Origin of the sequence: Duganella sp. Dugasp56 (assembly GCF_047304105.1) — a bacterium.
GTDB classification, from domain to species: Bacteria; Pseudomonadota; Gammaproteobacteria; order Burkholderiales; family Burkholderiaceae_D; genus Rugamonas; species Rugamonas hordei.
Window position 1 is genome coordinate 109,171 of the sequence record NZ_JBGLYQ010000015.1, and the last position, 22,443, is coordinate 131,613.

21 protein-coding genes are annotated in these 22,443 nt (G+C 65.3%); 12 read left to right on the forward strand and 9 right to left on the reverse strand.

All coding sequences use genetic code 11. The features are described 5' to 3' along the window. Nucleotides 1-9: 9 nt before the first annotated feature. Nucleotides 10-1,065 (reverse strand): aminoglycoside phosphotransferase family protein, encoded by a 1,056-nt coding sequence (locus ACCD07_RS12800; RefSeq protein ID WP_353404363.1) that lies wholly within the window; start codon nucleotides 1,063-1,065, stop codon nucleotides 10-12. Nucleotides 1,066-1,172: 107 nt separating this feature from the next. Between ACCD07_RS12800 and ACCD07_RS12805 the strand changes: the two genes are divergently transcribed. The 4 genes from ACCD07_RS12805 to rsmA all read left to right on the forward strand — a co-directional run bounded on the left by ACCD07_RS12805 (nucleotide 1,173) and on the right by rsmA (nucleotide 6,918). Then, nucleotides 1,173-3,434, forward strand: coding sequence for an LPS-assembly protein LptD (locus ACCD07_RS12805; protein ID WP_413447534.1), 2,262 nt, complete (start codon nucleotides 1,173-1,175; stop codon nucleotides 3,432-3,434). A 116-nt stretch (nucleotides 3,435-3,550) separates the two neighbouring features. Then, entirely contained in the window at nucleotides 3,551-4,999 is a 1,449-nt protein-coding gene (locus tag ACCD07_RS12810) for a peptidylprolyl isomerase (RefSeq protein ID WP_413447535.1), read from the forward strand. Between the two features lie 18 nt (nucleotides 5,000-5,017). Beyond that, nucleotides 5,018-6,127 carry a 4-hydroxythreonine-4-phosphate dehydrogenase PdxA gene (pdxA, locus tag ACCD07_RS12815; RefSeq protein WP_413447536.1) on the forward strand — a complete coding sequence of 370 codons (1,110 nt, stop codon included), beginning with the start codon at nucleotides 5,018-5,020 and terminating at the stop codon, nucleotides 6,125-6,127. An 8-nt stretch (nucleotides 6,128-6,135) separates the two neighbouring features. Beyond that, the gene (gene rsmA, locus ACCD07_RS12820; RefSeq protein ID WP_413447537.1) at nucleotides 6,136-6,918 is read left to right on the forward strand and encodes a 16S rRNA (adenine(1518)-N(6)/adenine(1519)-N(6))-dimethyltransferase RsmA; all 783 of its coding nucleotides are present in this window, start codon (nucleotides 6,136-6,138) and stop codon (nucleotides 6,916-6,918) included. A gap of 164 nt (nucleotides 6,919-7,082) precedes the next feature. Here rsmA and ACCD07_RS12825 read toward each other — a convergent pair whose 3' ends face one another. From ACCD07_RS12825 to ACCD07_RS12835, 3 genes are all read right to left on the reverse strand, one after another. Continuing rightward, nucleotides 7,083-7,721, reverse strand: a complete 639-nt coding sequence (locus ACCD07_RS12825; protein ID WP_413447538.1) for a hypothetical protein — start codon at nucleotides 7,719-7,721, stop codon at nucleotides 7,083-7,085. 32 nt (nucleotides 7,722-7,753) lie between these two features. Beyond that, nucleotides 7,754-8,359 carry a hypothetical protein gene (locus tag ACCD07_RS12830; protein WP_413447539.1) on the reverse strand — a complete coding sequence of 202 codons (606 nt, stop codon included), beginning with the start codon at nucleotides 8,357-8,359 and terminating at the stop codon, nucleotides 7,754-7,756. A 155-nt stretch (nucleotides 8,360-8,514) separates the two neighbouring features. Next, nucleotides 8,515-9,918 (reverse strand): metallophosphoesterase, encoded by a 1,404-nt coding sequence (locus tag ACCD07_RS12835; protein WP_413447540.1) that lies wholly within the window; start codon nucleotides 9,916-9,918, stop codon nucleotides 8,515-8,517. A gap of 94 nt (nucleotides 9,919-10,012) precedes the next feature. On the opposite strand from ACCD07_RS12835, the gene ACCD07_RS12840 reads away from it, so the two are divergent. Further along, nucleotides 10,013-10,720 (forward strand): HAD family hydrolase, encoded by a 708-nt coding sequence (locus tag ACCD07_RS12840; protein WP_413447541.1) that lies wholly within the window; start codon nucleotides 10,013-10,015, stop codon nucleotides 10,718-10,720. Nucleotides 10,721-10,799: 79 nt separating this feature from the next. Further along, a complete protein-coding gene (gene hrcA / locus ACCD07_RS12845) occupies nucleotides 10,800-11,816 on the forward strand; it encodes a heat-inducible transcriptional repressor HrcA (protein ID WP_353404352.1) in 1,017 nt (338 codons plus the stop codon). Nucleotides 11,817-11,909: 93 nt separating this feature from the next. On the opposite strand, the gene fur is transcribed toward hrcA, so the two are convergent. Next, the gene (gene fur, locus ACCD07_RS12850; RefSeq protein WP_176655716.1) at nucleotides 11,910-12,338 is read right to left on the reverse strand and encodes a ferric iron uptake transcriptional regulator; all 429 of its coding nucleotides are present in this window, start codon (nucleotides 12,336-12,338) and stop codon (nucleotides 11,910-11,912) included. 279 nt (nucleotides 12,339-12,617) lie between these two features. Here fur and ACCD07_RS12855 point away from each other — a divergent pair, with 279 nt between their 5' ends. From ACCD07_RS12855 to ACCD07_RS12875, 5 genes are read left to right on the forward strand one after another with little or no spacing between them, the layout of a single operon-like run. Continuing rightward, nucleotides 12,618-13,259: an outer membrane protein assembly factor BamE gene (locus ACCD07_RS12855; protein WP_176655715.1), complete on the forward strand. Its 642-nt coding sequence runs from the start codon at nucleotides 12,618-12,620 to the stop codon at nucleotides 13,257-13,259. 30 nt (nucleotides 13,260-13,289) lie between these two features. Further along, on the forward strand, nucleotides 13,290-14,096 hold the full coding sequence (dapB, locus tag ACCD07_RS12860) for a 4-hydroxy-tetrahydrodipicolinate reductase (protein ID WP_176655714.1): 807 nt from the start codon (nucleotides 13,290-13,292) through the stop codon (nucleotides 14,094-14,096). Continuing rightward, nucleotides 14,096-14,755, forward strand: coding sequence for a MotA/TolQ/ExbB proton channel family protein (locus ACCD07_RS12865; RefSeq protein WP_176655713.1), 660 nt, complete (start codon nucleotides 14,096-14,098; stop codon nucleotides 14,753-14,755). Before dapB ends, ACCD07_RS12865 begins: the two co-directional genes overlap by 1 nt. Before the next feature lie 27 nt (nucleotides 14,756-14,782). Next, nucleotides 14,783-15,208: an ExbD/TolR family protein gene (locus ACCD07_RS12870; protein WP_353404351.1), complete on the forward strand. Its 426-nt coding sequence runs from the start codon at nucleotides 14,783-14,785 to the stop codon at nucleotides 15,206-15,208. Next, the gene (locus tag ACCD07_RS12875; RefSeq protein ID WP_176655711.1) at nucleotides 15,208-15,534 is read left to right on the forward strand and encodes a barstar family protein; all 327 of its coding nucleotides are present in this window, start codon (nucleotides 15,208-15,210) and stop codon (nucleotides 15,532-15,534) included. Before ACCD07_RS12870 ends, ACCD07_RS12875 begins: the two co-directional genes overlap by 1 nt. Here ACCD07_RS12875 and map read toward each other — a convergent pair whose 3' ends face one another. The 4 genes from map to ACCD07_RS12895 all read right to left on the reverse strand — a co-directional run bounded on the left by map (nucleotide 15,535) and on the right by ACCD07_RS12895 (nucleotide 19,637). Continuing rightward, a complete protein-coding gene (map, locus tag ACCD07_RS12880) occupies nucleotides 15,535-16,344 on the reverse strand; it encodes a type I methionyl aminopeptidase (protein WP_353404349.1) in 810 nt (269 codons plus the stop codon). A 45-nt stretch (nucleotides 16,345-16,389) separates the two neighbouring features. Next, nucleotides 16,390-16,755 (reverse strand): VOC family protein, encoded by a 366-nt coding sequence (locus tag ACCD07_RS12885; protein WP_413447542.1) that lies wholly within the window; start codon nucleotides 16,753-16,755, stop codon nucleotides 16,390-16,392. Nucleotides 16,756-16,827: 72 nt separating this feature from the next. After that, nucleotides 16,828-17,574: a DUF6597 domain-containing transcriptional factor gene (locus ACCD07_RS12890; RefSeq protein ID WP_413447543.1), complete on the reverse strand. Its 747-nt coding sequence runs from the start codon at nucleotides 17,572-17,574 to the stop codon at nucleotides 16,828-16,830. A 2-nt stretch (nucleotides 17,575-17,576) separates the two neighbouring features. After that, entirely contained in the window at nucleotides 17,577-19,637 is a 2,061-nt protein-coding gene (locus ACCD07_RS12895; RefSeq protein WP_413447544.1) for an acyltransferase family protein, read from the reverse strand. 170 nt (nucleotides 19,638-19,807) lie between these two features. Here ACCD07_RS12895 and leuS point away from each other — a divergent pair, with 170 nt between their 5' ends. Continuing rightward, on the forward strand, nucleotides 19,808-22,435 hold the full coding sequence (gene leuS, locus ACCD07_RS12900) for a leucine--tRNA ligase (RefSeq protein ID WP_413447545.1): 2,628 nt from the start codon (nucleotides 19,808-19,810) through the stop codon (nucleotides 22,433-22,435). Nucleotides 22,436-22,443: the final 8 nt, after the last annotated feature.

The window sequence follows — 22,443 nt, forward strand, 5'->3', positions numbered from 1 at the left end:
CGCGCCGCCTCAGAAGGTGTAGCCGACTTGCGGCTGCTTGTCTTCCAGCGTGTCGAGCAGGCGCAGCAGCGGCTTCAGGTCCTTGTAGCGGCCGGCGGTCTTGCGCACGTAGTCCATCACGGTGGGCAGGTCGCCCAGATACTGGGCCTTGCCGTCGCGGTAGTTCAGGCGGCAGAACAGGCCGAGGATCTTCAGGTGGCGCTGCAGGGCCATGTATTCGAAGTCCTTGTAGAAGGCGTCGATGTCCTGGTTGACCGGCAGGCCGGCCGCCTTGGCGTGCTGCCAGTAGCGGATCGCCCAGTCCAGCACCAGCTCCTCGTCCCACTGCACGTAGGCGTCGCGCAGCAGCGAGGCCAGGTCGTAGGTCATCGGGCCGTACAGCGCGTCCTGGAAATCCAGCACGCCGGGGTTGCCGGCGTCCATCCACATCAGGTTGCGCGAATGGAAGTCGCGGTGCACGTAGATCTGCTGCTGGGCGGTGACGTTGGCCAGGATGGCCTCGAACACGCCCTGCAGCTCGGCCGCCTGCTTGTCGCTCAGGGTGGCCTTCAGGTGCTGGCCGATGTACCACTCGGGAAACAGGTTCATTTCGCGCAGCAGGAAGGCGCGGTCGTACTCGGGCAGCACGCCCGGCTGGCTGGTCAGCTGGAACTTGACCAGCGCCTCCAGCGCCTCGGCGTACATGGTCGAGGCGTTGTCGTGGTCCAGCACCTGCAGGTAGGTGGTCACGCCCAGGTCGGACATCAGCATGAAGCCGCGCTCGTAGTCGGTGGCGACGATGCGCGGCACCGTCACGCCGGCATGGGTGAGCATTTCGTCCAGCTTGACATAGGCCAGCACGTTCTCGCGCTCCGGCGGCGCGTCCATGACGATCAGCGTGGCGCCCAGCGCGGCTTGTTGATTCGGCAATACATCGACGCGGAAGTAGCGGCGGAAGCTGGCGTCGGCCGAGGCCGGACGGGCGCTGGCCACGTCGACCACGCCCAAGGTCGCCAGCCAGGCGGTCAGCTGTTCGAGGCGGGGGTCGGAAGATGTATCGGAAGTTAAATTCTGTAATAAAGACATTAAGCGAGCCGTGGAAACCGGTATCAGGTGAAGATTCCCATATAATAAGGGATTCAAATCAAAAAATCGCCTGTCATGGTGTTTCATCCCTTCTTTTCATGAGTTGCATGCGCTGGCTACTGGCCCCCCCCTCTACCTCGCAACGCTGGGCGTATGCCCTGACTGCCATCGTCACCGTTTCGGCAGCGCCGAGCTACGCCCAGACCGGCGCGCCCAAGCCGCGCGCGCCGCGGGTGGAGGACAAGAACGCCGTCACCACGGTCCAGGCCGAGGACATCGGCGGCCGCCCGGAACGGGAAATCACGCTGGAGCGGGACGCCGAGCTGGTCAAGGACAAGACCCGCGTCAAGGCCGACACCGCCTGCTACCGCCAGGTCGAGGACGAGGTCGAAGCCAAGGGCAACGTCAAGATCTGGCGCTTCGGCGACTATTTCACCGGCGACGAGCTCAAGCTGAACATGGACACGGGCAAGGGCTATATGCTCAACCCGACGTACAAGCTGGAAGCGAACCACGCCCAGGGCAAGGCCGAGCGCATCAACTTCATCAACGAAGACGAGGCGGTGGTGGTCAACGGCACCTACAGCACCTGCGAGGGCTACAACCCGGACTGGTATCTGCGCTCGAACACGCTGAACCTCGATTCCGGCCGCGACGTCGGCACGGCCGGCAAGACCATCATTTATTTCAAGGACGTGCCGATCCTGGGCACGCCGGCCATGTCGTTCTCGCTGTCGGGCGCGCGCCGCTCCGGCTGGCTGTCGCCGACGCCGGGCTTCGGCTCCAAGAACGGCGCCGAGCTGACGGTGCCGTACTACTTCAATATCGCGCCCAACCGCGACTTGACCGTGTATCCGAAAATCATCTCCAACCGCGGCATCCAGCTCGGCGCCAGCGGCCGCTATCTGGGCGAGACCGCCGGCGGCCTGTACCAGGGCGAGACGTATATCGAGTACATGCCGCACGACCGCGAGTACGCCAAGGCCAATCCGAACGACCAGAGCGACCGCTGGATGATACGGACCACGCACACCCAGGACCTGAGCCCCAGCTGGTCGTACGGCTGGAGCATCCGCGCGGCGTCGGACGACAACTACCCGAACGACTTTTCCAAGACCGTGTCGAGCTCGACCGAGCGCCAGCTGCTGCGCGAACTGCGCACCGACTATCACGGCGACTTCTGGACCCTGACCGCGCGCGTGCAGAAGTACCAGGTGCTGCAGGATCCGGAATCGGTGGTCGACCCGACGCTGTTCGTCTCGCGTCCCTACGACCGGCTGCCGGCGGTCAATTTCCACGCCGCGCAGTACGACGTGGCGGGCGGCTTCGACTGGGCCTTCGATTCCGAGCTGACGCGCTTCTACCACCCGACCCTGATCAACGGCACCCGCCTGGTGGCGATCCCGCAGCTGAGCTATCCGATCGTCGGGCCGAGCTACTTCGTCACGCCCAAGGTGATGGTCAACCTGGGCAGCTACCAGCTCGATTCCTACGGCACGCAGAAGTCGGAAAACCTGTCGCGCGCGGTGCCCACGTTCTCGCTGGACTCGGGCCTGGTGTTCGAGCGCGACATCAAGTTCGGCGGCAAGGACATGACCCAGACGCTGGAGCCGCGGCTGTTCTACGTCAACACGCCGTACCGCGACCAGAGCCGCTTCCCCACCTTCGACACCGACGCGGCCACCTTCAACTTCAGCCAGATCTTCAGCGAAAACCGCTTCGTCGGCTCGGACCGCATCGGCGACGCCAACCAGCTGACGGCCGCGCTGACCTCGCGCTTCCTCGACGCCAACGGCGGCGAGGCGCTGCGCCTGGCGTTCGGCCAGCGCTTCTATTTCCGCGACCAGAAGGTGCAGCTGGACTCGTCGACGCCGGTGGTCGACGCCCATTCCGACATCCTGCTGGCGGCCACCGGCCGCATCTCCGAGACCTGGACCTTCGACAGCGCGGTGCAGTACAACCCGAGCCAGAGCCGGGTGGTGTCGGAAAGCTATACCGCGCAGTGGGTGCCGGGCGCCAAGAAGGTGCTCAACCTGGGCTACCGCTACCTGCGCGGCAGCTTCAAGAATATCGAGCTGTCGAGCCAGTGGCCGATCTTCCAGCGCTGGTATGGCGTGGGCCGGGTCAGCTACTCGGTGCAGGACAAGAAGATCCTCGAGAGCCTGGTCGGCCTCGAGTACAACGCCGACTGCTGGGTGTTCCGCACCGGCGCCCAGCGTTTCGTGACCACCTCGACCAAGGCCTCGACGCAGATCTTCTTCCAGCTGGAATTGAACGGGCTGTCGCACCTGGGCGTGGGCAGTCCGCTCGAAGCGATGAAGAGCAGCATTCCCGGTTATCAGCGTTTGAACGAGGGCTACGGCCGCTAAAGCAAGGCAACCCGGCGCCCGCCGCAGCAGCAATGGCAACAACAGCGGCAGCGGGCGCTTTTTGATTTTTTTTACACCTGACTCATGAGCGTTCCACCATGCAGATGAAGTTCGAAATGAAAATCCTCGCAGTCCTGCTGTGCACGGCCGCCCTCGGCGGTTGCAGCGTGTTCTCGAAGAAGCCTGCGCCGACGCCCGCCGCCGCGCCGGCGTCCGCGCCCGCCGCCACGGCCTTGAACACCACGCCGGCCGCGCCGGCCAAGGCCGACAAGTCTGACGGCAAGGGCGGCTTCCTGCCGCCTGGCGAGTCGGGCAACGTCGCCATCGATTCGATCGTGGTCGTGGTCAACGACGACGTCATCACCCAGCGCGAGCTGAGCAACCGGATCAAGACCGTCACCGCCCGCATGAAGGCGCAGAACGTGCAGATGCCGGATCCGGCCGACCTGCGCCGCCAGCTGCTCGAGCGCATGATCGTCGAACGCGCCCAGCTGCAGATGGCCAAGGAGATGGGCGTGCGCGTCGACGACCTGCAGCTCGACCGCTCGATTTCCCGCATCGCCGAGGCGCAGAAGCTGACCGTGCAGGACCTGCGCAACCAGATGGAAAAGGACGGCACGCCGTTCGCCGCCTTCCGCGAAGAGATCCGCGAAGAGATCATCATGCAGCGCCTGCGCGAGCACGAGGTCGACTCCAAGATCCAGATCTCGGACGCCGAGGTCGACAGCTTCATGGCCGCCGAAAAGGCCGCCGCCGCCGAGCAGTTCGAGGTGAACATCTCGCAGATCATGGTGCGCATCCCCGACAACGCCACCGCCGAGGTGATCGCCCAGCGCCGCGCGCGCGCCGAGGAAGTGATGCGCCAGCTGCGCACCGGCGCCGACTTCGCCAAGATGGCCGCCACCTATTCGGACGCCAGCGACGCGCTGGAGGGCGGCGTGGTCGGCTGGCGCCAGCCCGAGCGGCTGCCGCCGGTGTTTGCCGAGGCGCTGGTCAAGCTCAAGCCGGGCCAGGTCACGCCCATCATCAAGAGCGTGGGCGCGTTCCACATCCTGAAGGCGGTCGACCGCCGCAGCGTGGCCGAGGCGCAGGCGGCGGCCTCGGTGCAGCAGACCCACGCGCGCCACATCCTGATCAAGGTCACGCCGACGATGAGCGCGGCCGACGCCAAGCGCAAGCTGACCGAGCTCAAGGAGCGCCTGGACAACAAGGCGGCCAAGTTCGAGGAACTGGCGCGGCTGTTCTCCAACGACGGCTCGGCCGCCAAGGGCGGCGACCTGGGCTGGCTGTACCCGGGCGACACCATGCCCGAATTCGAGGCGGCGATGAACAATCTGAAGATCGGCGAAGTGAGCCAGCCGGTGGAGACCAGCTTCGGCATCCACCTGATCGAAGTGCTCGAGCGCAAGAGCGACGACGTGTCGAAAGAGCGCGAGCGCAACAACGCGCGCCAGGCGATCCGCGAGCGCAAGCTGGAAGAAGCGTCGGAAAGCTGGCAGCGTGAAGTGCGCGACCGTGCCTACGTCGAGTACCGCACCGACGACGGCAACAACGTCAACAAATAAGCGGCAAGGGGACCACGCGTGAGCGCCACTTTGAACCCTGGGCGCACCGCAGTGCGTTCCCCGTCCGCCCGTCCGGCGATCGCCGTCACGGTCGGCGAGCCGGCCGGCATCGGCCCGGAAATCTCGATCCGCGCCGCCTGGGCGCGGCGCCACGAAGTCAACTGCGTGCTGCTGGGCGACGCCGCCTTCCTGGCCATGACGGCCAGCGCCATCGATCCCGCGATCCAGCTGTCGGCGCTGTCGCTGCAGGCGGTGCGCAACGGCGGCCTGCCGCACTTCGGCCCCGGGCGCATCAGCGTGATCGACGTGCCGCTGTCCGCGCACGTGGTGCCGGGCCGGCTGGACAAGGAAAACGGCCGCGCCGTGCTGGCCACGCTGGACGCCGCCATCGAGGGCGTGCGGGCCGGCTGGTTCGAAGCGGTGGTCACCGCGCCGCTGCAAAAGAGCACCATCAACGACGCCGGCGTCAAATTCTCCGGCCACACCGAATACTTCGCCGACCAGACGGGCACGCCGCAGGTGGTGATGATGCTGGCCGGCACGCCGGCGTCGCCCGCCGGCGCTCCGCCGCTGCCGCCGTTGCGCGTGGCGCTGGCGACCACGCACCTGCCGCTGAAGGACGTCGCTGCCGCGCTGAGCCAGGACGGCCTGGCGCGCATCCTCGACATCATAGCCCACGACCTGAAGACCAAATTCGGCATCGCCGCGCCGCGCATCCTGCTGTGCGGCCTGAACCCGCACGCGGGCGAGGGCGGCTACCTGGGGCGCGAAGAGATCGACGTCATCGCGCCGGCCATCGCGGCGGCGCGGGCGCGCGGCATCGCCGCCTCCGGCCCGTATCCGGCCGACACGCTGTTCCAGCCCAAATACCTGAAGGACGCCGACTGCGTGCTGGCCATGTACCACGACCAGGGCCTGCCGGTGCTGAAGTACGCCACCTTCGGCCAGGGCGTCAACATCACGCTGGGCCTGCCGCTGATACGCACCTCGGTCGACCACGGCACCGCGCTGGACCTGGCCGCCCAGGGCCTGGGGCTGGCCGATTGCGGCAGCATGGAAGCGGCGATCGACACCGCCGTCGCCATGGCCAACGCCGCGGCCTCCCAGCCTCTTAATCACTCTCAATAAGAACAATCATGAAACACGTTGCCCGCAAACGCTTCGGCCAAAACTTTTTACACGATAAATACGTCCTCTCCAGCATCACCGAAGCCATCGCCCCGGCGCCGGACGACGCGATGGTGGAAATCGGCCCCGGCCTGGGGGCGATGACCGAGCAGCTGATGCGCACGCTGAAGATGATGCACGTCGTCGAGCTGGACCGCGACCTGGTGGCGCGGCTGGAAAAGACCTACAACCCGGCCAAGCTGACCATCCACGCCGGCGACGCCCTGAAGTTCGATTTTTCCACGATCCCGGTGCCGGCCGGCCAAAAGCTGCGCATCGTCGGCAACCTGCCGTACAACATCTCCAGCCCGTTGCTGTTCCACCTGGCGACGTTCGCGCCGCAGGTGCAGGACCAGCATTTCATGCTGCAAAAAGAAGTGGTGGAGCGCATGGTGGCCGAGCCGGGCAGCAAGACCTACGGCCGCCTGTCGGTGATGCTGCAATGGCGCTACGACATGTCGCTGCTGTTCGTGGTGCCGCCGGAAGCGTTCGATCCGCCGCCGAAGGTGGAGTCGGCGATCGTGCGCATGATCCCGGTGGCCAGGCCGCTGCCGTGCGACGGCCCGACCCTGGAGGCGGTGGTGCTGAAGGCGTTCTCGCAGCGGCGCAAGGTGATCCGCAACTGCCTGGCCGGCATGTTCACCGAAGAACAGATCGTCGCCGCCGGCATCGACCCGACCATGCGTCCGGAAACGGTGGGCCTGGCCCAGTACGTCGCGCTGGCCAACCTGCTCAAGCCGCAAACCGTCTAGGCAAAAAAAAGCCCGCTGGTTAAAGCGGGCTAAATCCAATTCCTTTGCAAGAAGTGGAGGAGACAGGTGAATTATGCTGCGACGCGGCATATAACACAAGTTTATTTTTCACATATCGAACATCATGAATGTGAATAACACTCCTCCCGCCTCCCGTCCTGCCCTTAGTTCGTCGCGCAGGTCAGCACCAGGTTGCTGACATTGTTTTCATGCATCACGCCGGTGCCGTTGACCAGCGTGCAGGTGGCGCCGACCGGCTGGGTCAGGATGGTCACGCCGTAGGCCTGGCCGTCCGCCACCTGGCTGCCGAACACGAAATCGCCCTTGCCGCTGCTGTCGGTCGGGCTGCTGACCGTCAGCTGGCCGCCGGTGGAGCCGTTCAACAGCACCACGGTGCGGTTGAGCAGCGTGTCGGGCGTGGCCGAGGTTGCGTCCTTGTACTGGAACAGGCCGGTGAACTGGCCGCCCAGCGTGTGGGTGCTCTGATTACACACCACCTGGGCCGCGATGGCGACGTTGTGGCCGGCCGAACCGCTGGCACCGCCGAGGGAGCAGCTCATGTGCGCAGGCTGGGTCTGGATGGTGATGTTGTAGTCTGTGCCGTACGGAATCTGGTGCGGGAACACGAAGCTGCTGGCGCCGGCCGGCACCTTGACGGTGTCGCTGCCGTTGGCCAGCACCAGGCCGTCGTTGTTCAAGCCTGCAATCGTGCCCTGCACCGCGAACTGCGCCTTGCCGCCGCAGCCGGCCAGCGCCGCAGCCAGGATCAGCGCCGCGCCGGCGCCCAAAGTCGAAAATTTCATGTATTGCTCCAAAAAATAAGCGGGGCCGGCCGTTATTGGCAGGTGACGACGATCTGCGAGTAGTCGCCGCCCGGCATCGTGCCGACGTTGTTTGCGAGGGTGCAGGTCTTGGTGGTGTCCTTGGGCTGCGACAGGATGGTCACGCCGAACGGCGAGCCATCGCCGACCTTGGTCGGGAAGGTGAAACTGACCGGCGTCGAGGCCGATGCGCCCGGCAGGATCGCCACCGTGTCGGCGCCATTGGCCAGTACCAGGCCCTTGGTGTCCAGACCGGTGACGGTGCCGCCCAGGGTCCATGGATTGGCGGTGCAGACAAACGCGATGTAGTAGGCGGTGTAGACGTTGGCCTTGCCGGTGTTGGTGGTGCCGCTCGGCTTGCAGAACGCGCCGGTCGGCTGGGTATCGACGATGACGTTGAACTGCTCGTCGACGGCGGCCAGCTTGGTGAAGACGAAAGTGGACGTGCCGTTCGGGATCGGCAGCTTCTCGCCGGTGTTGGTGTTGACCAGCACCATGCCGTCCTTGGTCAGGCCGCTGACGGTGCCGGACAGGGCCAGGCTACCGTTGCCGCCGCCGCAAGCGCTCAAAATGACGGCACACAGCAGGGCGAGGCCCGAACGCAGATACAAACTTTTCATAAAAATCTCTCTCCAAAACGAATAGGGCCGGCAACACCACTGGGTGCAGCATATTACACGGAATTGCCCGGTATTTTAGTGCATTTGGTAACGCCGGGCCCTGAACCGATGTAACAGCATGTGACACCGGACCGGCTGCGGCGGCGGCTGCCGCCTTATTTGACCCGCGCGGCGTCGCAACTGGAGCGGCGGCCGTCGATGCGGCAGCGGTTGCGCACCTTGCCCTGCAGATCGTGCACCAGCACCTCCCATTGCTCGGCGCCGCGCCGCTCCATGGTCATGAAGCCGAAGCCGTCGACCCAGGAACTGAAGCTGTCCACCACCGCGCCCGGCGCGGGCGTGGCGCCGGCCGGCAGCCGCTCGGGCAGCGGGACGATATCCTCGGCGGTGCCGGAAAAGCCGGAAATCAGCTGGCTCGGGTGGCCGCTGGAAAAACTGACCTGTTCCCACAGGTGCACATGGCCGGACAGCATGGTCTGTATCGCGGCCGGCAGCAGTTGCGGGTTGAGCGAGCCGAACGCCTGCTGCAGGCCGGCGTCGCCCGTCAGCAGCACGATGGGGCCGTCGCCCTTGCGGTCGGCGCCCATGCCCAGCAGCGGGTGGTGGGTGATGCCGATGTTGTGCGGCGCCTGCCGCGACAGCGCGTCGACCTTGCGGTACAGCTCGCGGTACTTGTCGTAGCCGAGGTCGCCCGGCTTCAGGCCCTTCCACGTGGTGGCGGCGGTGTCCATGACGATCAGCTGGGTGGACTGGCCGATCATCACGGCGTAGGGATCGCTGTAGTTGCCGACGGCATCGTCGGCGTCGGCGTTGCAGTCGCGGCCGGCCAGCAGCGGGCGCGGGTCGAGGAAGCGCCAGTAGCCTTGGCCGCCGCGCGGGCAACTTTCATGGTTGCCGCGCGCCATGATCCACGGCGCCGCCCGTAGCAGCGCCGCGCCGGGCGCGAAGAAGTCGGCGTTCCACGCGTCCCAGCCGTAGCCCCAGGGACTGCCGGCGCAGCCGACGTCGCCGTCGGGACAGGCGTTTTCGCGGTAATGGTAGTCGCCGACGTGGATCACCAGGTCCGGACGCCAGGCGGCGGCCTGGGCCGCCACGGCGGCGAACGGATAGGCGGCGCCGTCGTTGCAGGCCTGGTAGCTGGCGCTGCTCTTTTGCAGGCGGCAGCCGGTGTCGCCGATGACGACGATGCGTTGCGGCTCGGCCTTCGGCAGCGGCAGCGCGCGGCCCAGCACGGTGGCGCCTTGGCCGCCAGCCGGCAGCGGCGCCTCGCAGGTCAGCAGCGGGAAGCTGGCCGGCCTGGAGTCGGCCGGCGCCGACGGCGTGGAGCGCAGCGCGATGGTGGCGGCCGGCGCGCGCACGGCCATCGCCAGCGGGCGGCCGTCGATGACGATGTCGGGGCAGGCCGGCGCGGCGACCAGCACGCGCGCCACGGCGGCGCCGTTGTCGCCCATCACCACGAACGAGGAAAAGTCCGGCGGCTGGACGGCGGTGGCGCAGCCGGCCAGCAGCGAGGCCAGGGCCAGGGCCGGCAATGGACGGCAAAGAGTGGTCGGGAACACGGCATCTCCGGCTGAGTAATCCAATAATTTACCATGCCGTCACGGCGCCGTGATCGGTGCGACAATACCGCTTGTCCACTATTTTTGGCCCGCCATGACCTCACGCCGACCCCACGCCTTGTTGTTCGACCTCGACGATACCCTGTGGCCGATCGGCCCCGTCATCGCGGCGGCGGAAGTCAGCTGGCACGCCTGGCTGGCCGAGCGCGCGCCCAAGGTGACCGGCAAATATACGATCGCCGAGCTGCGCGCCATGCGCATGGCGCTGCTGGAGCGCCGACCCGAGCTGGTGACCGACCTGTACCAGCTGCGCCGCCAGGCGCTGCTGGACGTGTTTGCCGAAACCGGCGAGGACGCCGTCCATGTGGAAGGCGCGATGCGCCACTTCGCCGAGTGCCGCAACGCCGTCACGCCGTTCGCCGACGTGGTCCCGGCGCTGGCCGAGCTGCAGCGCATGCTGCGGCTGGGCGTGATCACCAACGGCAATGCCGATCTTGAAGTCATAGGGCTGCACCACCATTTTGAGTACACGCTGGCGTCGGCCAGGTTCGGCCGCGCCAAACCGGACCCGGGCATCTTCCTGGCCGCCTGCGAGGCGATGGGGGTGGCGCCGCGGGAAGCGGTCTACGTCGGCGACGACCTGCGGCTGGACGTGCAGGGCGCGCAAGGGGCGGGGCTGCGGGCGGTGTGGATGAACCGTGGCGGCGGCAGCGCGCACCTCGAGGCCGGCATCGCGCCGGACGCCATCTGCGCCTCGTTTGACGAACTTCTGGCCTGGGTACGCGAGCAAATGCGGCATTGACGCCACGCCGCGGCCCCCGTCCGGCGCGGAGCGTGCATAATAGAAGCAAACCCGACGGAACTACCTCGATAGACTCAACATGCAACTCGATACACGCGCACAAACACTGCTCAAGGCCCTGGTCGAACGCTACATCGCGGACGGCCAGCCGGTAGGCTCGCGCGCGCTGTCCAAGATCTCCGGACTGGACCTGTCGCCGGCGACGATACGCAACATCATGGCCGACCTGGAGGAGCTGGGCTACGTGGCCAGTCCCCACACCTCGGCCGGCCGGGTGCCGACGCCGCGCGGCTACCGCATCTTCGTCGACACGCTGCTGACGGTGCAGCACCTGGACGAGCAATCGGTGGAGGGGCGCATGCGGCTGCAGGCGCCGCAGCCGCAGAAGATGATTTCCAACGCCGCGCAGATGCTGTCGTCGCTGTCGCAGTTCGCCGGCGTGGTGCTCAGCCCGCGGCGCGAGTCGGTGTTCCAGCAGATCGAATTCCTGCGCCTGGGCGAGAAGCGCATCCTGCTGGTGATCGTCGGCCCGACCGGCGACGTGCAGAACCGCCTGCTGCTGACCGACGTCGACTACAGCCCGGCGCAGCTGGTGCAGTCGGCCAACTACATCAACCAGAACTACGGCGGGCTGGCCTTCGACGAGGTGCACACGCGGCTGCAGCACGAGCTGCGCCAGCTGCGCGACGACATGGGGCGGCTGATGCAGGCGGCGGTGGAGGCGGGCAGCGAGGCGATGGCCGACAACTCGGACGACATGGTCATCGCGGGCGAGCGCAACCTGCTGTCGGTCAGCGACCTGTCGTCGAACATGACGTCGCTGCGGCAGATGTTCGACATGTTCGAGCAGAAGACGGGGCTGATGCAGCTGCTCGACGTGTCGAGCAAGGCCAGCGGCGTGCAGATTTACATCGGCGGCGAATCGAGCCTGGTGCCGATGGACGAGATGAGCGTGGTCACCGCGCCGTACACGGCCAACGGCAAGATCGTCGGCACGCTGGGGGTGATCGGCCCGACGCGCATGGCCTACGAGCGGGTGATACCGATCGTCGACATCACCGCCAAGCTGCTATCGAACGCGCTGAGCCACAACTAATCCGGGGTCAGATCCGACATTTGGACACGGGCTCTACCGTAGCGGCTGCTACGGTAGAGCCCGTGTCCAAATGTCGGATCTGACCCCGGATTTTCAAGGGCGGTGCGGGCAGGCGGTCTTGGTGCAGTTGCCGTAGATCGCCAGCGCGTGCTCGGCGATCTTGAAGCCGCGCTCTTTCGCCACCAGTTGCTGACGCGTTTCGATTGCCTCGTCGAAGAATTCCTCCACGCGGCCGCAATCGAGGCACACCAGGTGGTCGTGGTGCGAGCCTTCGTTCAGCTCGAAGATGGCCTTGCCGGTTTCGAAGTGGTTGCGGTTCAGCAGGCCGGCCTGCTCGAACTGGGTCAGCACGCGGTAGACGGTGGCCAGGCCCACATCCATATTGTCGGCCAGCAGGATCTTGTAGACATCCTCGGCGGTCAGGTGGCGCACTTCGCTGTTCTGGAAAATATCCAGGATTTTGAGGCGTGGCAGCGTGGCTTTCAGGCCGCTGGCCTTCAGATCGGTAGGATTGTTACCCATGGTCGAGACTCTATAATGTGGTTGGCGGTGCGAGGTGACGGCGAGGTGACAGTTTAACGCACTCCGGGTGCCGCCGCAGCTAAATCGCCCCCGCGGCGCGCGCCGGGGGGAAATTTACATTTGCAATGTTTTACAATTATTCTTTATAAAACAAGGACATAACATCCGATTTGCTGGATAATGCGATCTCTTCGAGTGCCCACGCAGCCCCATGTCGCGGCTTGTGCTTTATGATATGGCGTTTTTCGGCACTTCCGCTCGATCAGATTGAGGACAACCATGCGCGTCACCCAGGCTTTATCGCAGTCTTTGTTGCACCGTTTCACTCCCCGGCTCGCAGGCGCTGTGTGCGTCGCGCTGGCGCTGGGCGGCTGCGCTTCCAACACCACGCTGGGCGAGAAATCGACCGCAGTGAAAGAAACCGGTGCCACGCTGGACGCCAACAAGGGCGCGCAAACGACCACCATCACCCAGCTGCAGAAGTTCATGTGGTTCTTCTCGCCGTATCGTCCGGACATCCAGCAGGGCAACTTCGTCTCCGAGGAAATGCTGGCGCAGCTGAAGGTCGGCATGACCCAGGACCAGGTGCGCTTCATCTTCGGCACCGCGCTGCTGACCGACCCCTTCCACGCCAGCCGCTGGGACTACGCGTTCCGCATGGCCAAGGGCAACGGCGAAATCACCACCAGCCGCGTGATCGTGTTCTTCGACAAGGACAACAAGGTCGCGCGCTGGGAAGGCGGCAACCTGCCGACCGAAAAAGAATACATCGCCCGCATCGCCGGCCCGGCGCCCAAGGTCAAGAAAAACCTGGACGTGCCGGACGCCCGGCCGGTCGGCAACACCTCGCCGATCCCGGCCGGCAGCGACAACGCCGCCGCGTCGCCGGTCGGCGTCACGGTGACGAACGACAAGAAATAAGCACCAACGAACAAGCACGAGGACAGCAGCATGACTGACATGAACATCGCCATCGCCGGCGCCGGCGGCCGCATGGGCCGCATCCTGATCGAAGCGGTGCTGGACGCGCCGGACGCGCGCCTGTCCGGCGCGCTGGACCGCGCCGGTTCGGCCAACGTCGGCAGCGACGCCGCCGCCTTCCTCGGCAAGCCGGCCGGCGTGCTGGTGGAATCGGAATTCGCCAAGGGCCTGGCCGGCGCCCAGTTCCTGATCGACTTCACCCGTCCGGAAGGCACGCTGGAGCACCTGGCTTATTGCGCCGAGCACGGCATCAAGATGATCATCGGCACCACCGGCTTCGACGCGGCGGGCAAGGCGGCGATCGCCGAGGCGGCCAAGAAAACCGCCATCGTGTTCTCGCCCAATTTCAGCGTCGGCGTCAACGTCACGCTCAAGCTGCTGCAGCAGGCCGCCAAGGCGCTGTCGGTCGGCTACGACATCGAAGTGATCGAAGCGCACCACCGCCACAAGGTCGACGCGCCGTCCGGCACCGCGCTGAAGATGGGCGAAGTGCTGGCCGACGCGCTGGGCCGCGACCTGAAGGACTGCGCCGTCTACGCCCGCGAAGGCGTGACCGGCGAGCGCGATCCGTCGTCGATCGGCTTTGCCACCATCCGCGGCGGCGACATCGTCGGCGACCACACCGTGCTGTTCGCCGGCACCGGCGAGCGCATCGAGATCAGCCACAAGTCGAGCAGCCGCGTGACCTATGCGCACGGCTCGCTGCGCGCCTGCCGCTTCCTGGCCGACAAGGCCACCGGCCTGTACGACATGAACGACGTGCTGGCGCTGAACTGATGACGCCCAACCACTTCACCCTGGCCAGCTACTGGGAACAGGGCGACACCATCAGCCACATCGTGGCGCTGGTGCTGCTGGCGATGTCGCTGGTGAGCTGGTTCTTCATCCTGGCCAAGGCTTATGCCGCCTGGCGCATCCGCCGCAGCGCACCGGCCGTGCAGGGGTTCTGGGACGCGCCGTCGATGACGGACGGTGTCGCCACGCTGGCCCTGGCCGATCCCGAGCAGATTTTCCTGCCGCTGGCGCAGCAGGGCGCGGCGCAGCTGGCCGCCTCCGGCCGTGCTTCGCTGGGCGGCGAGATGAACCATGCGGCGCAGGTCACGCGCGTGCTGCGCGTGGCGATCCAGCGCTCCACCAACCGGCTCGAAGGCGGCCTGACCTTGCTCGCGTCGATAGGCGCCACCGCGCCCTTCGTCGGCCTGCTGGGCACCGTGTGGGGCATCTACCACGCGCTGGCCAATGTGTCGGCCAGCGGCACGGTGCAGATCGACAAGGTGGCCGGCCCGGTCGGCGAGGCGCTGATCATGACGGCCATCGGCCTGACGGTGGCGATCCCCGCGGTGCTGGCGTATAACGGTTTCAACCGCGTCAACCGGCTGACCCTGGCCGAGCTGGACGCCTTCGCGCACGACCTGCACGCGTATCTGACAAAATAAGCAGGTAATCCACTGCCGGGAGCAAGCATGAGCTTTGGCGCATTCAACCACCACCGCAATCCGGGGCCGATGGCCGACATCAACGTCACGCCGATGGTCGACGTGATGCTGGTGCTGCTGGTGATCTTCATCCTCAGCGCACCGATGTTCACCAACGCCGTCAAGCTGGACCTGCCGAAGGCGCAGGCACAAGCCAGTCCACAGCAGGCGGCCACGGTGACGCTGTCTATCGACGGCGCCGGCAAGATCTACTGGAACGACGACGCGGTCGAGCAGGATGGGCTGGAAAAGCGCCTGGTCGAAGCGGCCAAACTGGACCCGCAGCCGGAACTGCAGCTGCGTGCCGACAAGGACACCCGCTACGAAGTGGTGGCGCAGGTGATGGCGGCGGCGCAGTCGAACGGATTGACGAAGTTGGGATTCGTGACGGACCCCCGGAAAGAGAAAAAATAATGGCAACCGCAGAATTGAACGGCGCGGCGATCGTCGATTTCGACAGCTTCCACGCGGCCTGCAAGGCGGCGATGGGCTTCCCCGACGGCTACGGCAACACGATGGACGCCTGGGTCGATTGTCTGAGCTATCTGCGCGATGAAGACGGCATGAGCAAGTTCCGCCTGAAGCCGAACGAGGTGCTGGAGATCGTCATCCAGGACGCCGGGGCGATGAAGGCCGCCGTGCCGGATATCCTGGAAGAGGTGGCGTACTGCGTGGCCGGCATCAACGAGCGTTACGAAGATTACGGCGAAAAGCCGGCCTTGAAGCTGACGCTGAAATAATCAGCCGGCGATAGGGATTTGCGCCTTGGCGCCGGTTTCGCCGGGCGCCAGCGTCAGCACCTCGAACCCGGTCTCGGTCACCAGCACCATGTGTTCCCACTGCGCCGACAAGGATTTGTCGCGCGTCTCGACGGTCCAGCCGTCGCTCAATTCCTTCGTTGCCGCGCGGCCGGCGTTGATCATCGGTTCGATCGTGAACAGCATGCCCGGCTTGAGCACCACGCCCTGGCCCGGACGGCCGTAGTGCGTCACCTGCGGTTCCTCGTGGTACACCATGCCGATGCCGTGGCCGCAGTAGTCCAGCACCACGCTGTAGCCGGCCTTCTCGGCGATGGTCTGGATCGCGAAGCCGACGTCGCCCAAGGTGGCGCGCGGCTTGACGGCGCGGATGCCGGCCCACATCGCCGAATACGTCGTCTCGACCAGCTTGCGCGCCGATTTCGACGGCTCGCCGACGTAGTACATGCGGCTGGTGTCGCCGTGCCAGCCATCCTTGATGACGGCCACGTCGATGTTGATGATGTCGCCATCCTTGAGCACCTCGTCGTCGGCCGGAATGCCGTGGCAGACCACGTGGTTGACCGAGCTGCACACGGTGGCCGGGAAGCCGCCGTAGCCGACGTTGGCCGGTATCGCCTGCTGCACGTTGACGATGTAGTCGTTGCACAGCTTGTCGAGGTGGCCGGTGGTCACGCCGGCCTTGACGTGCGGGCCGATCATCGTCAGCACATCGGCCGCCAGCTGGGCGGCGACACGCGCCAGGACGATTTGCTCGGGCGACTTGATCAGGTTGGCGTTACGGCGGGACATGGCACTACCTCTTTATTTTTCAGAGGCAGTAGTGTGCCACATCCGCTAGCGGACTGCTGCCAAATCGAAGTGCGGGTTGTCGATCAGGCAAAGCAGGTTGCCGAACGGGTCGGCCAGTTCGACCGTCCTGATGCCCTCGCCGACGTCCTGGATCGCCCCCGGCAAGGTGGCACCCAGCGCCACGATGCGCGCGACTTCGGCCTCGATATCGTCCACGCCCCAGTAGACCATGCTGCCGGTCTTGCCCGGCGTGCCGTCCGGTATCAGCCCCAGCTCGAAGCCGCCGATGCTGAAGCCGACGTAAAAAGGCTGGTCGAAATACGGCTCGGTATTGAATACCTTGCCGTACCAGGCCTTGGCGCCAGCCAGGTCGGCCACCGGATAAGCCGCCGTCCGTAGTCCCTTGATCATGCTTGCCTCCATGAAGATGTTGAAAACATCATCTTGGCACATAGCCAGCAGCGGCGATTGTAAAAATGGAAGCTAGGTGGCCAGCAGAAAGCCCTCCGGGGCGCTGCCGGAAAATTCCTGGAACTCGTGAATCAGATGGGACTGGTCGAAATAGCCGCACTCCAGCGCTAGTTGCGCCCAGTCCGGTGCTGGGCCGGTCTTGAGGGCGGCCGTGGCGCGGCGAAAGCGGCGGATGCGGGCATACAATTTGGGTGACAGGCCCACGCGCTCGCGGAACTGCGCCGCCACGTGTTGGCGCGAGACGCCCAGCCCGGCGGCCAACTCGCCGATGCGCAGGCCGCCGTTGCTGGCGTCCAGCGCCGCCAGGGCACGGCTGACTAGCGCGTCGCTGCGGCTGCTGCCGGCAGCGCGCAGACGCTGTAGCAACTGTGCTTCGATCAGTGCCAGGCGTGCGCGTTCTGGCAGCTCGACGCTCCATAGCGCGTCGGCCAGGCGGTCGGCGTCGCCGCGGCCCCACAGCAGGTCGATGTCCGCGCGCTGGTCGGTCAGTGCGTGCAGCGGCGTATCGAGGAACGCGGCCGCCATGCCGGGCTTGAAACGTACCGCCACCGTACGCAGCGGGGCAACGCTGGCGACCTGGATCGCGTTGCTCATCATGCCGACCGCGAAGCCGGATTGGCCGCCGTCCTGCCACAGGATGTCGATGCAGTTATCCGGCAGCACCCGATGCGTATGCGCGCTGGCCGGTGTGCGCGCTGCCCACATGCATTCGACATGTGCGGCCAGAGCCGGGAGTGGAGGATATTCGCGGTAGTACATCGCTAGGGCAAGGTCAGTATCCTGCTTGCTTCACCGGGATGGCGTTGTTTATAGGCGCGGTAGTAAACCGCGCTGCCGCCGGCGCCCAGGTGACCGCGGTCGTTGTGGCTGTACAGCGGCGTGTCCAGCAGTTCCGAACGGCATACGGCATCATCGCACGGAACGTCGTAGGTATGGAGGATGGCCGTGTTCGGGAACTTGGCCGTCATCGGTCCCAGCACCGAGGTGATGAGCTGGTAGCGCGCCGCCGTCTCGGCCCTCGGATAGGTGCAGCTGCTGGCCTGGCGGCTCGGCAGGTACAGCTTGTTGGCGACGCAATCTTCCAGCGCCGGCGGCAAGATGGGGATGTCGTCGACGAAGACGACTTTCTTGCCCGCCGCTTCCAGCTGGGCGATGGTCCCGGCCAGCTCGGCATTGATCTGGCCCGGCAGGAAGCCATGCAGGCTCGGTGGCGGATTGGCGCCTGGCGTGGTGTTGGTGTAGATGTCCCAGGTGGCGGCCATCAGTACCACTTTCACGCCCGGCTGCGACAGGATGTAGCTCATCGTCGCCAGCCCATGCGCGCGGCAATCTTCCGCATGCTTCTGGAAGCCCGGATCGCCGGCCCGCGCCGGGCTGTTTCCGATCGGCGCGCACATCGTGAACGTCAGGTCATGGATGGCCAGCCGGTTGTCCTTGCCCAGCTGGTCCATGAAGTCGATCAGGTGGTAGGCATGGCTGTCGCCCCACAGCACGGCCTTCACCGGCGAGCCGGTGTCGCCCACCGTGCATTGCTGCTCGGGCGTAATGCCGCTCTTGGTCCAGCAGGTGTCGGCGCGTTTTTCCTTGAACACCGTGCGGCCGGAAGCCAGGTGGTTGAGGCGGTATTTCTCTGGATAAAAGAGGGTGAAGTTGTCGGTCACGCGGGCTACGCCCAGCAAGGCCAGCGCCACCGCCACTGGCGCGGCGAACAGCAGCAGCGCGGATTTCTTCGGCGACCACGCTGCCTTGCGCAGTGGCTGCTCGACCAGGTAGTGCGTGGCGACGGCCAGCACGACCGAGAGCGCGATGGCGACCGCCATCCAGTAAGGGGTGTTGAGTTCCAGGCGGATGAAGGCAAAGATCACGGGCCAGTGCCACAGATACAGCACGTAGGAGATCTTGCCGGTAAAGGCGGCGGCGCCGTTGCGCAGCAACAGGCCGGCATGGCGCGCGCCCTGGATGCCAACGATGACCAGCGCGGCGCCCAGGCAGGGCCACAGCGCGGCCAGCCCCGGCATGGCGGTCCGGGCGTCGTAGTGCAGGCCGCACCAGCCTATCAGCAGCAGGCCGGCCAGCAGCAGCATGTCGAAGACTGCGCTGCGCGCCCGAATGGCAAACTTGTGAAAATATACCGCCAGCAGTATGCCGACCAGGAATTCAAACACGCGCCCCTGCAGGTAGTAGTAGGCGCCGGGGCTGGGATGGGCGACGCGATAGCAGGAGTAGGCAAAGAAACCTGCCCACAGCGCCGACAGCAGGCCGAGCTTGAACCAGCGGCCCTTGTTGCGCAGGGCGATCAGCAGCAGCGGAATGACCAGGTAAAACTGCTCTTCCACCGACAGCGACCAGGTGTGCAGCAACGGATGACGCTCCGCCTCGAGGTCGAAGTAGCCGGTCTGCTTGGCCAGGTAGACGTTGGCGGCGAGCAGCGAGAGGAAGCCGATATTCTTGAGCAGCTCCGCATTGTTGTCGGGGAAGCAGTAGATCAGGCCGAAGACCAGCGTCAGCGCCGCCATCAGGTACAGCGACGGCGCCAGGCGCTTGAGGCGGCGCGCGTAGAAATCCTTCAGATGGAAGGCGCCGGCGTCCTGGTCGGCCAGGATGGAACCGCACACCACGTAGCCCGAAATGACAAAAAAAACATCGACACCGATATAGCCACCGGCAAACAGCGCAAACTTGGCGTGGCAGAACACCACCAGCAGTACGGCCAGCGCGCGCAGGCCGTCGATTTCGGGGATGTAGCGGCGCAGATGGGGCTGGACGGCGGGGACGGCAGGTGGCGCGGCGGGTTGCCGGAGGGCGGCGGAAGGCTGGGACATGGCGGGCTGTACAAAAGAACAGCCGCTATTATTGCATGGAATCAACTTGAAATTGCCAAAAACCCAACTGCGCGCGCGGCGGCGAAGGCCAAGGCGGAGCCCGCACGCTCATTCGCTGCGCGACCCAGTATAATGTCCGGTTCATATTCACTTATTGGCGCCACACCACCATGCAAGATAAATATAGTCCCGCCGACGTAGAAAAAGCCGCGCAATCCCACTGGAAAGCCATCGACGCCTACAAAGCTGTCGAGCACGACCCGCGTTTCCCGAAAGGCAAGTATTACGCATGCTCGATGCTGCCTTACCCATCGGGCAAGCTGCACATGGGTCACGTCCGCAACTATACGATCAACGATGTGATGTACCGCTATCTGCGCATGAACGGCTACAACGTGCTGATGCCGATGGGCTGGGACGCGTTTGGCATGCCGGCGGAAAACGCGGCGATGGCCAACAACGTGCCGCCCGCGCAATGGACCTATTCCAACATCGCCCACATGCGCGAGCAGATGGAGTCGATGGGCCTGGCGATCGACTGGTCGCGTGAAATGACCGCGTGCAAGCCGGAATACTACAAGTGGAACCAGTGGATGTTCCTGAAGATGCTGGAAAAAGGCATCATCTACAAAAAGACCGGCACCGTGAACTGGGATCCGATCGACCAGACCGTGCTGGCCAACGAGCAGGTGGTCGACGGCCGCGGTTGGCGTTCGGGCGCGCTGATCGAAAAGCGCGAAATCCCGATGTACTACGCCCGCATCACCGACTACGCCGATGAGCTGCTGGCCTATGTCGACGACAAGCTGCCAGGCTGGCCCGAGCGCGTGCGCACCATGCAGACCAACTGGATCGGCAAGTCGACCGGCGTTCGCTTCGCCTTCCCGCACCAGATCAAGGGCGCCGACGGCTCCCTGATCCAGGACGGCAAGATGTACGTCTTCACCACCCGTCCGGACACCATCATGGGCGTGACCTTCGCCGCCGTGGCGGCCGAGCACCCGCTGGCGATCCACGCCGCGCAGACCAATCCGGAACTGGCCGCGTTCAACGCCGAGTGCAAGCTGGGCTCCGTCATCGAAGCGGACATGGCGACGATGGAGAAGAAGGGCATGCCGACCGGCCTGTTCGTCACCCATCCGCTGACCGGCGAGCAAGTCGAAGTCTGGGTCGGCAACTACGTGCTGATCACTTACGGCGACGGCGCCGTCATGGGCGTGCCTGCGCACGACGAGCGCGACTTCGCCTTCGCCAAGAAATACAATCTGCCGATCAAGCAGGTCATCAAGGCCGAAGGCAAGGAATTCTCCACCGACGCCTGGCAGGAATGGTACGGCGACAAGGACATCTCCATCGTCACCAACTCCGGCAAATACGACGGCCTGCGCTACGCGGAAGCCGTCGACGCCGTGGCCGCCGACATGGAAGCCAAGGGACTGGGCGAGAAGAAGATCACCTTCCGCCTGCGCGACTGGGGCATCTCGCGCCAGCGCTACTGGGGCACGCCGATCCCGATGATCCATTGCGGCGACTGCGGCGTGGTGCCGGTGCCGGAAAAAGACCTGCCGGTGGTGCTGCCGGAAGACTGCGTACCCGACGGTACCGGCAACCCGCTGAACAAATACGAAGCCTTCCTCAAGTGCGACTGCCCGCAGTGCGGCAAGCCCGCGCGCCGCGAAACCGACACCATGGACACCTTCGTCGATTCGTCGTGGTACTACATGCGCTATACCTCGCCGGGTGCGGACAAGATGGTCGATGAGCGCAATGACTACTGGATGCCGATGGACCAGTACATCGGCGGCATCGAACACGCGGTCATGCACCTGCTGTACGCGCGCTTCTGGACCAAGATCATGCGCGACTTCGGCCTGGTCAAGTTCGACGAGCCGTTCGTCAACCTGCTCACGCAGGGCATGGTGCTGAACGAGACCTACTACCGCGAAGACGCGGCCGGCAAGAAGACCTGGTTCAACCCGGCCGACGTCGACCTGACCTTGGACGACAAGGGCCGTCCGCAAGGCGCCGTGTCCAAGGCCGACGGCCAGCCGGTGCTGATCGGCGGCACCGAGAAGATGTCCAAGTCGAAGAACAACGGCATTGATCCGCAAGCGCAGATCGAACAGTACGGCGCCGACACCGCGCGCCTGTTCACCATGTTCGCCTCGCCGCCGGAACAGACGCTGGAATGGTCGGGCAGCGGCGTCGAAGGCGCCAACCGCTTCCTGCGCCGCGTGTGGGCGTTCGGCTACGCGCAGCGCGAGGCCATCGCCGCCGCCGGCGCGCCGCTGACCGCCGCCGCCGCCACCGACGCCGGCAAGACCCTGCGCCGCGAGCTGCACAAGGTGCTGCAACAGGCGGACTACGACATCAAGCGCATCCAGTACAACACCGTGGTGTCGGCCTGCATGAAGATGCTCAACACGCTGGAATCGGCCAAGGATGCGGATGCCGCGTCGGTGTCCGAAGGCTACGCGATCTTCCTGCGCCTGCTGAACCCTGTGGCGCCGCACATCACCCACGTGCTGTGGGAAGAACTGGGCTACGCCAAGGCGCACGGCGACATCCTCAACGTGCAGTGGCCGCAGGTCGATCCCGCTGCGCTGGAGCAGGCCGAGATCGAGATGATGATCCAGGTGAACGGCAAGCTGCGCGGCAGCGTGGTCGTGTCGAAAACCGCCGACAAGGCGAGCATCGAGGCGGCGGCGCTGGCCGAGGAAAGCGTGCAGAAGTTCATCGAAGGCACGCCGAAGAAGGTCATCGTGGTGCCGGGCAAATTGATCAACATCGTGGTTTAAACGGATAC

Bases quoted from the DNA above. Each gene is read 5' to 3' on its own strand.
- ACCD07_RS12800 (WP_353404363.1), bottom strand. From the start codon at position 1,065: ATGTCTTTATTACAGAATTTAACTTCCGATACATCTTCCGACCCCCGC.
- ACCD07_RS12805 (WP_413447534.1), top strand. From the start codon at position 1,173: ATGCGCTGGCTACTGGCCCCCCCCTCTACCTCGCAACGCTGGGCGTAT.
- ACCD07_RS12810 (WP_413447535.1), top strand. From the start codon at position 3,551: ATGAAAATCCTCGCAGTCCTGCTGTGCACGGCCGCCCTCGGCGGTTGC.
- rsmA (WP_413447537.1), top strand. From the start codon at position 6,136: ATGAAACACGTTGCCCGCAAACGCTTCGGCCAAAACTTTTTACACGAT.
- ACCD07_RS12825 (WP_413447538.1), bottom strand. From the start codon at position 7,721: ATGAAATTTTCGACTTTGGGCGCCGGCGCGGCGCTGATCCTGGCTGCG.
- ACCD07_RS12830 (WP_413447539.1), bottom strand. From the start codon at position 8,359: ATGAAAAGTTTGTATCTGCGTTCGGGCCTCGCCCTGCTGTGTGCCGTC.
- ACCD07_RS12840 (WP_413447541.1), top strand. From the start codon at position 10,013: ATGACCTCACGCCGACCCCACGCCTTGTTGTTCGACCTCGACGATACC.
- hrcA (WP_353404352.1), top strand. From the start codon at position 10,800: ATGCAACTCGATACACGCGCACAAACACTGCTCAAGGCCCTGGTCGAA.
- fur (WP_176655716.1), bottom strand. From the start codon at position 12,338: ATGGGTAACAATCCTACCGATCTGAAGGCCAGCGGCCTGAAAGCCACG.
- ACCD07_RS12855 (WP_176655715.1), top strand. From the start codon at position 12,618: ATGCGCGTCACCCAGGCTTTATCGCAGTCTTTGTTGCACCGTTTCACT.
- dapB (WP_176655714.1), top strand. From the start codon at position 13,290: ATGACTGACATGAACATCGCCATCGCCGGCGCCGGCGGCCGCATGGGC.
- ACCD07_RS12865 (WP_176655713.1), top strand. From the start codon at position 14,096: ATGACGCCCAACCACTTCACCCTGGCCAGCTACTGGGAACAGGGCGAC.
- ACCD07_RS12870 (WP_353404351.1), top strand. From the start codon at position 14,783: ATGAGCTTTGGCGCATTCAACCACCACCGCAATCCGGGGCCGATGGCC.
- ACCD07_RS12875 (WP_176655711.1), top strand. From the start codon at position 15,208: ATGGCAACCGCAGAATTGAACGGCGCGGCGATCGTCGATTTCGACAGC.
- map (WP_353404349.1), bottom strand. From the start codon at position 16,344: ATGTCCCGCCGTAACGCCAACCTGATCAAGTCGCCCGAGCAAATCGTC.
- ACCD07_RS12885 (WP_413447542.1), bottom strand. From the start codon at position 16,755: ATGATCAAGGGACTACGGACGGCGGCTTATCCGGTGGCCGACCTGGCT.
- ACCD07_RS12890 (WP_413447543.1), bottom strand. From the start codon at position 17,574: ATGTACTACCGCGAATATCCTCCACTCCCGGCTCTGGCCGCACATGTC.
- ACCD07_RS12895 (WP_413447544.1), bottom strand. From the start codon at position 19,637: ATGTCCCAGCCTTCCGCCGCCCTCCGGCAACCCGCCGCGCCACCTGCC.
- leuS (WP_413447545.1), top strand. From the start codon at position 19,808: ATGCAAGATAAATATAGTCCCGCCGACGTAGAAAAAGCCGCGCAATCC.